Source organism: Longimicrobium sp., from assembly GCF_036554565.1.
Classification (GTDB): Bacteria; Gemmatimonadota; Gemmatimonadetes; order Longimicrobiales; family Longimicrobiaceae; genus Longimicrobium.
The window spans coordinates 1-11566 of the sequence record NZ_DATBNB010000696.1 but is presented as its reverse complement, the minus strand read 5'-3'; the positions used below and the strand labels follow the sequence as shown (position 1 = coordinate 11566).

The 11566-nt window shown below is 70.5% G+C and carries 13 protein-coding genes; 3 read left to right on the top strand and 10 right to left on the bottom strand.

Annotated features, from left to right (window positions below; genetic code table 11):
• The 7 genes from VIB55_RS19510 to lepA form a co-directional block, all read right to left on the bottom strand.
• Positions 1 to 1142: hypothetical protein (locus tag VIB55_RS19510; protein WP_331878341.1), on the bottom strand; the 1142-nt coding region annotated here is incomplete at its 3' end.
• 127 nt (positions 1143 to 1269) lie between these two features.
• The gene (locus tag VIB55_RS19505; RefSeq protein WP_331878340.1) at positions 1270 to 1926 is read right to left on the bottom strand and encodes a protein-L-isoaspartate(D-aspartate) O-methyltransferase; all 657 of its coding nucleotides are present in this window, start codon (positions 1924 to 1926) and stop codon (positions 1270 to 1272) included.
• Entirely contained in the window at positions 1923 to 2672 is a 750-nt protein-coding gene (surE, locus tag VIB55_RS19500) for a 5'/3'-nucleotidase SurE (protein WP_331878339.1), read from the bottom strand. Before surE ends, VIB55_RS19505 begins: the two co-directional genes overlap by 4 nt.
• 286 nt (positions 2673 to 2958) lie before the next feature.
• Complete coding sequence (locus VIB55_RS19495; RefSeq protein WP_331878338.1) at positions 2959 to 3963, bottom strand: ROK family protein; 1005 nt, start codon at positions 3961 to 3963, stop codon at positions 2959 to 2961.
• Between the two features lie 110 nt (positions 3964 to 4073).
• Complete coding sequence (locus VIB55_RS19490; RefSeq protein WP_331878337.1) at positions 4074 to 4922, bottom strand: glycosyltransferase; 849 nt, start codon at positions 4920 to 4922, stop codon at positions 4074 to 4076.
• A 3-nt stretch (positions 4923 to 4925) separates the two neighbouring features.
• Complete coding sequence (locus tag VIB55_RS19485; protein ID WP_331878336.1) at positions 4926 to 5594, bottom strand: FkbM family methyltransferase; 669 nt, start codon at positions 5592 to 5594, stop codon at positions 4926 to 4928.
• On the bottom strand, positions 5591 to 7390 hold the full coding sequence (lepA, locus tag VIB55_RS19480) for a translation elongation factor 4 (protein WP_331878335.1): 1800 nt from the start codon (positions 7388 to 7390) through the stop codon (positions 5591 to 5593). Before lepA ends, VIB55_RS19485 begins: the two co-directional genes overlap by 4 nt.
• 209 nt (positions 7391 to 7599) lie before the next feature.
• Between lepA and VIB55_RS19475 the strand changes: the two genes are divergently transcribed.
• From VIB55_RS19475 to VIB55_RS25675, 3 genes are all read left to right on the top strand, one after another.
• A complete protein-coding gene (locus tag VIB55_RS19475) occupies positions 7600 to 8889 on the top strand; it encodes a DUF5723 family protein (protein ID WP_331878334.1) in 1290 nt (429 codons plus the stop codon).
• A 132-nt stretch (positions 8890 to 9021) separates the two neighbouring features.
• Entirely contained in the window at positions 9022 to 9291 is a 270-nt protein-coding gene (locus VIB55_RS19470) for a type II toxin-antitoxin system ParD family antitoxin (RefSeq protein ID WP_331878333.1), read from the top strand.
• The gene (locus tag VIB55_RS25675; RefSeq protein WP_414681999.1) at positions 9173 to 9586 is read left to right on the top strand and encodes a type II toxin-antitoxin system RelE/ParE family toxin; all 414 of its coding nucleotides are present in this window, start codon (positions 9173 to 9175) and stop codon (positions 9584 to 9586) included. The genes VIB55_RS19470 and VIB55_RS25675 overlap by 119 nt, the downstream gene beginning before the upstream one ends.
• Positions 9587 to 9608: 22 nt before the next feature.
• Here the strand turns inward: VIB55_RS25675 and VIB55_RS19465 are convergent, their stop codons facing one another.
• The 3 genes from VIB55_RS19465 to VIB55_RS19455 all read right to left on the bottom strand — a co-directional run.
• A complete protein-coding gene (locus VIB55_RS19465) occupies positions 9609 to 10319 on the bottom strand; it encodes a hypothetical protein (protein ID WP_331878332.1) in 711 nt (236 codons plus the stop codon).
• Between the two features lies 1 nt (position 10320).
• Positions 10321 to 11337, bottom strand: a complete 1017-nt coding sequence (gene holA / locus VIB55_RS19460) for a DNA polymerase III subunit delta (protein ID WP_331878331.1) — start codon at positions 11335 to 11337, stop codon at positions 10321 to 10323.
• Between the two features lie 2 nt (positions 11338 to 11339).
• Positions 11340 to 11566: hypothetical protein (locus VIB55_RS19455; protein ID WP_331878330.1), on the bottom strand; the 227-nt coding region annotated here is incomplete at its 5' end.

The following is an 11566-nucleotide window of genomic DNA, read 5'->3' as shown; positions in this document are numbered from 1 at the left end:
GTCACCAGCAGGGCGAGCGGATCGTCGGAGCCACCGGAAAGGAGCGAGTCCGGGCGCTCGCGCAGGGTGCGCGCGATGCTCTCCAGCCGTCCGGCCACCTCACCGAACGTGTCGGCCAGCGCGTGAGCCACGGCGGCCGGCTGCTCGGCGGACGTCGCGGCGGCGACCGGCGCCGTTTCCGTGGCCGAGGATTCCGCCGGAGCGAACGTCTCCGCTTCGGCGACGGCGGCCGCGGTGAACGGATCGGGCTCCGGGGCGACCGCCTGTCCGTCGTCCGTGGCCGAAGGGACGATCTCCGGCGCGTCCTCCACCAGGGTGCGGACCGGTTCCTCGGCAGGTGCGAGCTGGCTGGCCTGCAGGGCGCGCAGCAGGAAGTCGCCCCCGCCGAAGCCCGCGGCCAGGAAGTCGTCGTTCGCCGCGGCGGATTCGTGCCGGGGCTCCGGCCGCGGCGCGTGGAGGTCCGCCGGGTCGAACGGGGGCTCGTCCTCGTCGCGCACCGGCGGCCGGGGCGCGTGGAAATCGGCCGCATCGATCGTGGGCTCGTCATCCACCGGCAATGCGGCCAGCGTGGCGTCCTCGTCCGGGGCCGCGTCGCGCGTGTCGGGCGTGTCGGGCGCGTCGGGCGCGTCGTTCATCGGCACCAGGTTCTCCAGCCCGGCGATGGGATCGACGTTGCCCATCTCGCGCGCCGCGTCCGCCTCGTCCGTGGCGCCCCACGCCATCCAGTCGGGGAACGCATCATCGTTCGCGGCGGGCGCGGCCCGCGGCTCATCCGTTTCCGCGGCCGTGGACTTCGCGGGAACGACGTCGTCGGCCGGGAAGGCGGGCATCGTAGCCTCGGGCACGGCCGGCTCGCGCGGCGCAGGCACCTCCAGCCACGGAAGCTCCTCGTGCTCATCCTCGTCCGCCTCGGCATCCGCATCGCCGTCGCTAACGATGGGCGTCTCCGTGTCCCACGGCATGGTCACCCGCGCAGGCTGCGATTCCACCGCGTCGTTCGCGACGGGCCGCGGCTCCTCGGCCGGGACGGACGACAGCACGGGTGTGGATGCCGGCGGCGGCGCTGGAGTGGCGCGGGAAGCTGTGGGGATGAACGGCGGAAAGACGAAGCCGTCGAAGGAATCGCCGTTGGGACCGGTCATTGGGTCTTGGGAGAAGGGGGCGCGCGGGTGTCCGCGGTGGTGCCTGGAGCAGCGGGATGCTGGGCGGAACGTACGGCGGGCGGCGAACGGTGTCAACGATTTCCGGCCCGCCCCCCCGCCCCGCGGCTCAGGCGCGGGGCGCGTCCATCCACCCGAAGCGGCCCAGGAGCGGTACGAAGGTGCACGCCGTCACCTCGCGCTCGCTGAAGCCGTCGGCCTCGCGGGTGACCAGCATCAGCTGCTGCATGTCGCGCCCGCCGACGGGAATCAGCATCCGCCCGCCCGGCGCCAGCTGGTCCAGCAGGGGCTGGGGAACGTCCGGTGCCGCCGCGGCGACGAGGATGGCGTCGAAGGGCGCGTAGCGGCTCCACCCGATGGTGCCGTCCCCCACCAGGAGCGCGACGTTGCTGATCCTGAGCTGGTCGAGCTTTTCGCGCGAGCGGATGGAAAGCTCGCGGATGCGCTCCACCGAGTACACGCGGTCCACCAGCTTGGCCAGCACGGCCGTCTGAAAGCCGCACCCCGTGCCGATCTCCAGCACCTTGTCGTCGCGCCGCAGGTCGAGCACCTGCATGTACAGCGCCTGCAGCGAGGGCTGCGACGCCGTCTGCCCGTAGCCGATGGGCACCGGCGCGTCTTCGTACGCGCGGTGGCGCACGGACTCGGGCAGGAACTCGTGGCGATGCACCTCGTCGAAGGCGCGCAGCACGTTCAGGTCGCGGATGCCGCGCTCCTGCATGGTGCCGATGAGCGCGCGCCGCTGCCCGGTGTAGCGATCGCTCATACCGCGAGGTTCCACGCGGCGACGTCCTGGATCAGGGCGTGGTTGGTAAGGTCCAGGTGCAGCGGCGTCACCGAGACGTATCCCTCGTTCACCGCGTGGAAGTCCGTTCCCTCCGGCGCCGACCACTCCACGTTGCCCCCGCCGATCCAGAAGTACTCGCGGCCGTTGGGGTCGTGCGCGCGGGTGAGCGAGTCGGCGTACACGCGGCGCGCCAGGCGCGTGACCTGCACACCCCGGACTGCGGACGCGTCGATGGGCGGCAGGTTCACGTTCAGCAGCGTTTCCGCCGGAAACTCGCCGCGGGTGGCGAGCTGCGGGAGGAGCGCCTCCAGCAGCGGCCCGTAGCTCTGCATGTGCGTGGCGTCGCGCCCGGCGTACGAAACGGCAACCGCGGGAATGCCCAGGATGGTGGCCTCCATGGCCGCGGCGACGGTGCCCGAGTACAGCACGTCTTCGCCCATGTTGGGGCCGTGGTTGATGCCGCTGAGCACCAGGTCGGGCTTGCGCTCCAGCAGCGCGCCGAGGGCGACGGCGACGCAGTCGGTGGGCGTGCCGTCCACGTGATGGACTCCCTCGCGCACCTGCTTGGCGCGCAGGGGAAAGTGCATGGTCAGCGCGTGGCTCTGGGCGCTTTGCTCGCGGTCGGGCGCCACGACGTGCACGTCGCCCAGCGCCTTCGCCGCCTCGGAAAGCACGCCCAGCCCCGGGGCCAGGTATCCGTCGTCGTTGGTGCAGAGAATGAACATTCGTCGGTCGTCTGTGGGCCCCCCTCTCCCAGCCTCTCAGCCGCAAACTGCGCGGGAGAGGGGAACTTCGATCGGGGATCGATGGGCTGCCGGTGCATGCCTCGGGGAGCCCCCTCCCCCCGGCCCCCTTCCCCCGCTGCGCAGGGGAGGGGGAGACCTGAATCGCGCTTCGGCTGGCCTGCTGCACCGGGCTGGCTCCCTTCCCCCGCGGCTGTTTGCGGGGGAAGGGCTGGGGATGGGGGGCGCCGGCCCCAGCGCCGAGCCTACCCACCCACACCTCATCCGGCTACACCGCCCCGTAGTTCTCCAGCTTGAACACCGCCGCGGCGCCCACCACTCCGGCGGTGCCGGGAAGCTCGGCCGGAACGATCTTGCAGCACTCCTGCGCGCTGCGGAACGCGCGGCGGCGCACTTCCGCGCGCAGCGGCTCGAACAGGGTGTCGCCCGCGCGCGTTACGCCGCCCGCGATCACCACCATCTCGGGATTCAGGATGTTGATGATGCTCGCCACCCCGGCACCCAGGAACCGCGCGGTGTCCTTCATCACCTCGGCCGCGTACGGATCGCCCTGCACCGTGGCTTCGTATACCGTGGCGGCGGTGATGTCCTCGAGCTTTCCATCCACCATGTCCACCAGCGAGGTCTCGGCGCCCGCCTCGATCCCCTCCGCCGCGCGCAGCGCGATGGCCGGGCCGCTGGCGTACTGCTCCAGGCACCCGTAGTTGCCGCACTTGCACTTTCGGCCGTTGCTGTCGATGGTCATGTGCCCGATCTCGCCAGCCACGTCGCTGCAGCCGTGGTAGATCTGCCCATCGAGCACGATTCCGCCGCCGATGCCCGTGCCCAGCGTCAGCCCCACCAGGCTGCTCACGCCCCGGCCCGCGCCCAGCCACCACTCGCCGTACGTGGCGCAGTTGGCGTCGTTGTCCAGCGCGCAGGGCAGCTTCACCTGGTTGGCCACCAGGTCGCGCAGGGGAAAGTTGCGCCACCCCAGGGTGGGGGTGTTGATCACCGTGCCCGTCTTGCGGTCCAGCGGCCCCGGCGAGCCGATGCCCACCCCCGCCACCGCCGCCCGCGACGTGCCCTGGGCCGACGTGACCTCGGTGATGGCCGCTTCCACGAGGGACACGATGCGGTCCACGACGAACTTGGCGCCGCGCACCGACTCGGTGGGAACCGTGCGGAAGCCCAGCACCTCGCCCCCCTCGATGGGCACCAGCCCCACGACGATGTTGGTGCCCCCGAGGTCCACCCCCACGATCCACTTCTTCTCGGCCGTTCCGGGCGTCATACGCTCTCCTGTTGGGCCCCTCGCCGCGCCCGTGCGGCGATCCGGCGCCAAGGTAACATGCGGTCTGGACGGTTGAAAGTGCGCGCAGTCGCAGCCACGCGGGCGGGCCGTCAGCTGATGCGGGTCACGCGCAGCGAGGGGTCCGGCCGCAGTTCGGCGAGGCCGGCGAGGGCGCGCGTCTGCCCCGTGCGCCGGATGGTTTCCAGGATCTCGCGGTTGCGGCGGACGACCTGGGGGTCCTTGTACGGGCGATCGTGGTGAAGGTGCATGCAGACGGCCCGGTGCCGCACCTGGATCCCGCGCACCCCCAGGTTCACCAGCCGGTAGCCCACGGCCCGGTCCAGCCCGCCGTAGCCCATCGCCATGTCGAAGCCGTTGACCGCGTAGATGGCTTCGCGCGCCACCGACGAGTTGTTGCCCGCGAACAGCGGCGCCGTCGGCGTTACCCGGTCCAGCAGCGCCGCGGCTCGCGCGGAGCGGACGAGCCGCAGCGCGCGCCGCCCCGGACGCCATCCGCGCGCGCGCAGCCATCCCAGGTCGGCGAACCGCCCCTGGCGCACGTCGTCCACGGTGATGGCGTCGCTCACCTCCGCGGGCAGCTTCACATACCCGCCGCCCAGGTATCGTCCCGGGCGCGCGAGCCGGAGATGGGCCTCGACCAGTTCGCTCCGCGGGATGGTGTCGCCGTCCGTGAACATCAGGGTGTCGCCCCCGGCCGCCTCGATGGCGCGGTTGACGATCTCGCTCTTGCGGAAGCCCCGGTCCTCGTGCCACACGTGGACGACTTCCAGCCCCGACGCGGCGCAGACGCGGCGGATGACCTCGGCCGTCTCCGGCCCGGAGCCGTCGTCGGCGACGAGCAGCTCGAAGTCTTTCCGGGACTGGCCGGCGTACCCCCAGAGCACCCGCTCCAGGTCGCGCGGCTTGTTGTACGTGGATACGATGACCGACAGGGCCACGGGTCAGCCCGCGGGAAGCGCCAGCACTTCGCTGGTGGCGTCCAGGTCGCTCCCCAGGATGGGGGACAGCGTGTAGCCCAGGCCGCGCAGCACCTGCAGCGAGGCTCGGTGCACCTCGGCGCCATGGGTAGAGAGGAAGATCACCGGGCGATGGCGGGCCAGCGTGTCGCGTCCGCCCTCGAGCACCGAAAGCTCCGCCCCCTCGACGTCGATCTTCATCGCCGAAGGCGCCAGCCCATGCTCCGCGCAGTAGTCGTCCAGCCGCACCGTCCTCACCTCCAGCGCGCCGGCATCGGCCAAGTGCCCCGTGCCGCTCCCCGTGCCGAAGTCGAACCGCGCCGTTCCCGCGCGTTCCGCGACGGCCGCCTGCTCCACGCGGACGTTCGACAGCCGGTTGATGCGCACGTGGCGGCGCAGGAACTCGGCGTTCGCGGGGTTGGGCTCGAAGGAGTGCACCCGCCCCGCGCCGCCCACCAGGACGGAAGAGAGAAGGGTGTAGTAGCCCACGTGCGCACCCACGTCCAGGACGGTGGCGCCCGGGCGCAGGTGCCGCTCGAACAGCCGCGTCTGCTCGCGCTCGTAGGTGCCGTTGAGGATGCGGAGGATCTTGCCGCGGCTGGCCGGCAGCCACCAGCGCCCGCGCAGCCGCCCCGCGACGATCGGAAGCCTCACGACCCCAGCTGGAGCACGGCCAGGAAGGCCTCCTGCGGGATTTCGACGCTGCCCACCTGCTTCATCCGCTTCTTGCCCTCCTTCTGCTTTTCCAGGAGCTTGCGCTTGCGGGAGATGTCGCCGCCGTAGCACTTGGCGGTCACGTTCTTCCGCAGGGCGCTGATGCTTTCGCGGGCGATGATCTTCTGCCCGATGGCGGCCTGGATCACCACCTCGAACTGCTGCTTGGGGATCAGCTCCTTGAGCTTTTCGGCGATGTTGCGCCCGTACTCGTACGCCTTTTCGCGGTGAATGATCACGCTGAACGCGTCCACCGGGTCGCCGTTGATCAGCATGTCGAGCTTCACCAGCGGGTTGGGCCGGTAGCCCGCCAGGTCGTAGTCCAGCGACGCATAGCCGCGCGTCACCGACTTCAGCCGGTCGTAGAAGTCCAGGACGATCTCGGCCAGGGGCAGCTCGTACTGAAGCTCCACCCGCTGGGGATCGGGATACGTCATCCCCATGAAGTTGCCGCGCCGCTCGTGGCACAGCTTCTGGACGGCGCCGATGTACTCCGCCGGGCACATCACCCGGGTGCGCACGTACGGCTCCTCGATCTCGTCGATCTTGGTGGGGTCCGGAAGGGTGCTGGGGCTTTCGACCCACAGCTCCCGTCCGTCCGTCATCTTCACCGTGTACTTCACGTTGGGCACGGTGGTGATCAGGTCCAGGTCGTGCTCGCGCTCCAGCCGCTCCTGCACGATTTCCATGTGCAGCAGCCCCAGGAAGCCGCAGCGGAAGCCAAAGCCCAGCGCCAGCGAGGTCTCGGGCTCGTACACCAGCGAGGCGTCGTTCAGCTTCAGCTTGGCAAGGGCGTCGCGCAGCTCCTCGTACTGCTCGGTGTCGGTGGGATAGATCCCCGCGAACACCATGGGCTTCACTTCCTGGTAGCCGGGAAGCAGCTCCGTCGCCTGGTTGTCGGCGTCCAGGATGGTGTCGCCGGAGCGCGTGTCGGCCACGCGCTTGATGCCGGCGATGATGTAGCCCACCTCGCCGGGCCCCAGCTCGGGCACCGGCTGCCGGCCCAGCTGCATGTAGCCCACCTCGTCGATGGGGTACACCGAGTCGTTGCTGCCGAAGGCGATGCGCGTCCCCGGGCGGAACACCCCGTCAACCACGCGAATGCTGGGCACCGCGCCCACGTACTTGTCGTAGTACGAATCGAAGATCAGCGCGCGCGGCGGAGCTTCGCGGTCACCGCGCGGCGGCGGCACCTTGGCGACGACGGCCTCCAGGATGCCATCGACCCCGATCCCCGACTTGGCCGAGGCGAGCAGCACGTCGGCCGGGTCCACCCCCAGCAGGTCCACCAGCTCGCCGCGGCGGCGCTCCGGCTCGGCGCCCGGAAGGTCGATCTTGTTGAGCACGGGGATGATCTCCAGCCCCGCCTCCATCGCCAGGAACAGGTTGGAAAGCGTCTGCGCCTGCACCCCCTGCGAGGCGTCCACCACCAGGATGGCGCCCTCGCACGCGGCCAGCGAGCGCGACACCTCATAGGTGAAGTCGACGTGCCCGGGGGTGTCGATCAGGTTCAGCTGGTACTCGAGGCCGTCGTTCGCGCGGTAGCGCATGCGCACGGCGTTGAGCTTGATGGTGATCCCCCGCTCGCGCTCGATGTCCATGGAATCGAGCACCTGGTCCTTCATCTCGCGCAGCTGAAGCGTTCCCGTCTGCTCCAGGAGGCGGTCGGCCAGTGTGCTCTTGCCGTGGTCGATGTGGGCGACGATGCAGAAGTTCCGGATATTTTCAAGTCGCAACGTGCGTTTCCCGCTCGCAGAAATTCGTCGGTCAGGTCTGGTGCAAAGCTCTGTAAGGTAACCCCCCGGCCGGGGCGCGAGAAAGCCCCCGCCCCCGCATGGGTCGTTCAACCCGTTGCCGCGCAATCGGGTGGCCGGTATTGTTCCGCCGTGGCCTTTCACCGCGATGAACCGTGCGGCCCCACCTTTCCCGGAACCTGCATCCAGACATGATGAAGCACGTTGTGATCGCAGCCGCCGCGGTGCTGGCCGCCGTGCCCGCCTCGGCGCAGGTGTCGCTGAACTCGCGCGCGCTGGGCATGGGCGGCGCCTACATCGGCGTGGCCCGCGGCCAGGAGTCGCTGCACCTGAACCCGGCCAACCTGGGGCTGCCCAACAGCCCGCACTGGTCGGCGGCCATCCCGCAGCTGGCGTTCGGCGTGCAGACCATCGGCGTGGAGCCGGGCGACCTGTGGGACCTTCGCGAGTACGGCGAGATGGAGCCCGCCGAGCGCGACGCCTTCCTGGCAAAGATCCCCGCGTCGGGCACGGGCGGCGAGATCGACGTGCGCGCGCCGATCTTCTCGCTGCAGGTGGGCCGCTTCGCCGTGGGCGCGGGATACGCGCTGGTGGGTGAGCACACCGTCAACCGCAGCATCGTGGACCTGGTGCTCACCGGGTTCGAGCAGAGCAAGCTCGCCCAGTACAACATCGACAACACCGACGGGTTCCGCGCGGCGTTCTTCGACATCCATGCCGCGTACGGCCGCCGGATCGGGCCGCTGGCCCTGGGCGCCACGGGGCACTACTATATCCCGCGGGAGATGGTGCGCTCCGCCTTCGTCCAGCAGGACGTGGTCACCAACACCGCGGGCATCCCCACCGACATCGAGGTTACGTACCAGGGCGTGCGCGCCGAGGGCGGCAGCGGGTTCGGGGTAGACGTGGGCGCGGCCATGCAGCCCATTCCGGGGCTAACGCTGGGCGTGGCGCTGGACAATGCCTTCAACTCGCTGGAGTGGAACGAGGACCTGCGCCTGAACACGGTGACGCTCAACCGCGAGGACTACGAAAGCGGCGACGCCGAAACCATCCTCAGCCGCTACGACGAAAGCGAGCAGGACTACGCGGACGCCGGCGCCGACCCGCAGACCCGCGCGCTCGCCCAGCAGATCCTGGAGGAGCGCGGCCAGGGGCTGCCGATGACCCTGCGCGTGGGCGGCGCCTTCGCCCTGCCCACCTCCACCACGGTGGGCGTGCAGTACCAGTCGCAGCTGGAAGACAGCCCGATCAGCGGGATGTGGGAGAACCAGGTGAGCGTGGGCGTGCAGCAGAAGCTGCCCATCATCACCCTGCGCGCCGGCCTGGCCACCGACATGGCGGACGCCAACATGCTCACCGGCGGGCTGACGCTCGGCCCCATCCAGCTGGGCGTTGCCCGCCTGACCGGCGCGGGCGAACGGAACGGCTGGGTGTACACCTTCGCGCTCAGCGGCCGCAGCGACACCACCATGCCGTAACGGCTCGGCAGGTCGGGATGGAAACAGGCCGGCGGCTCACACGAGCCGCCGGCCAGTTTTTTGATGGTCGAATGACAAAGATTGACATTCGGCCTGTCTCACCTGCATACTCTGTCCACGTTGAGGTCGCCGATGAACGTCTCGCTTACGCCCGAGCTGGAGCGCATGGTGGAAGAAAAGGTACGGTCCGGCCAGTATCGCACCGCGAGCGAGGTGGTGCGCGAGGGGTTGCGCCTGCTCGCGCAGCGCGACGAGGAGTACCAGGTGAAGCTCGCGGCATTGCGTGCGGAGATTCAGAAAGGCAGGGACGAGATCGCGCGGGGGGAGGGGATCCCGGGAGAAGAGGCGTTCGCTCGGATACGGTCCCTGTTCCGGGAGGGGATCGGCTCTGGACAGATATGAGTTCACCCCGACCGCGCTGCTGGAGGTTGCCTCAGCAGCGCTTTACCTGACCAGCCATTCCGGCAACCCCGCAAGCGGCGAGGACTGGATCGCCGAGATCGAGCATACCTGCGGACTGATCGGGGAGCGCCTGCGTATCGGACGCGCGAGGCCGGAACTCGGGACAGGCATCCGCAGCCTGGTGCACGGCAACTACACGATCTTCTACGAACTGTCAGGGAACAGGGCCGACATTCTACGCGTGCTGCACCAGCGGCAGGACGTGGCAAAGGCGTTTGGTCTGTCGGACCATTGAGGTCGGGCGGGCCGGCGCAGGATCAGGCCGCGGCGCCCAGGCCGAAGCTGCCGTCGCGCAGGAAGCCCGTGATCAGCCCCTGCACGTCGCGGCGGTTCATGATGAAGGTGTGGCGGGAGGGGACGACGGCGTGCTCGCGGGAGCCTTCCAGGTGCGTTTCGGCCACCTGCACCTTGCCGTCGCGCAGCCCGGCGATGATCCCCACGTCCACGTCGCCGGGAAGGCGCAGCGTGCGGGCGGTGCTCTCGGGATGCGTCACCAGGTCGTGGATGTGCGGCATCAGCCAGCCGATCCAGCGGGCGTAGCGGTCCGCCGTGGTGCTCCCCTGGTTGGGCGGGGCCAGCATCACCACCCGGCCCACCCGCTCCGGCCGGTGCTCCGCCAGCATGCCGCGGATGATGATGTTGCCCATGCTGTGGCCCACGAAGTGGACCGACGGCGCGTCGCCCCGGGCCGCCTCGACATGGCGGGCCAGCGTTCCGCTCAGGCCGCGGATGGTGCCGGTCGTGCTCCAGTAGCCGAAGCTGGCGGCGCGGAAGCCCTGCCGCTCCAGCCGCCGGGCCAGCAGCAGCATGGAAACGGGGGTGCGTCCCAGGCCGTGCACCAGGAACACCAGCTCCCGCCGGTCCCCCGCCGCCGGGGCCGCGCGCCGGCGCACCGCGCCCGCCGACGCCGCGCCCGCGAGCGCGGCCAGCGCGACGCCTACGCCCAGCTTGCGCCGCGTCACGGCCACGCTATGCCGCCTCGCGCCGGCTGCCCACGGCCCACAGGCGCAGCAGCAGCTCTTCGATGGCCTGGCGGTCGTTCAGCGACGCCGACTTCAGCAGGCGGTCCGTCCGCAGCAGCTCGGTCATCGCGCGGTCCACCTCCGGCAGCGACCACTTCCGCGCCTGCGGGCCGATGCGGCGTGCCATCCACTTCTGGTACGGCTTCAGCTCGCGCTCCAGCGCCCCCTGCCCTCCCGCGCACACCAGCCCGATGCGCAGCAGCGTCCCCCCCATGCCGATCACCAGCCCCACGCCGTTCTCCCCCTGCTCGAGAAGGACGGGGAGCGTGGCGATGGCTTCGCGGAAGCGGCGCTCCGCGATGAGGTCGAACCACGCCCAGCGGTCCTGCCGGGGCACGGCCCCGCCGACGGCGCGCACGTCGTCCAGCGTCACGCGCTTCCGGCCCTGGACGTAGGCCGCCAGCTTCCGGATCTCGGACGACAGCGTTCCCAGGTCCACCCCCACTCCGCCGACGAGCGCGCGCGCCGCCTCGGGCTCCCACTCCACCCCCGTTTCCTCGCGGGCGCTCTCCATCACCCACCCCGGCGCGTCGTCGTGGGAAAGGGGCGAGAACTCGATGGAGACGGCGTGCTTCTTCAGCTCGTCGTAGAACTTGGCCTTGGAGCCGGAGGGGATGGCGGCCGTAAGGACCAGGACCAGCCCAGCCGGCGGCGCCTTGCACGCGGCCAGCACCACGTCGCGCGCGGTGACCGAAAGCCCCTGCGCGTCGCGGACGATCACCACGCGGTGCTCGGCCATCATGGGCGGCGTGCCGATCATCGACGCCAGGCTCTCGGCGGCGACGTCGGTGCCGCGCATCTGGTCGAAGTTGAAGTCGCGCGTGGCCGGGTCCACGTAGGCGGCGACGACGCGGCCCACGGCCTCTTCGCGCAGGAACTCTTCGTCGCCGTGAAAGAAGAACGCACCCCCCGCGACACGGTCGCGGAGAGTGCGGTCCAGCTGGCCGGCACGGATGGGCGGCAAGCCTACTCCTGCGCGGCGTCCGCGTCGGCTGCGTGCCCGGCGGACGTGGCGACGGAAGCGGTGCGGTACAGCACGTCACGGTAGGGCATGGGATACACCTGCACACCCACCTGCTCCAGCCGCGCGCCCAGCCCGGTCTGCGCGTCGTGCGCCTCGGCGGCGATGTCGCTGGCGGTGGCGGACTGCACGGCCAGAGGCGTATCGGCCGGCGGACGCGCGCCGTCGGTCT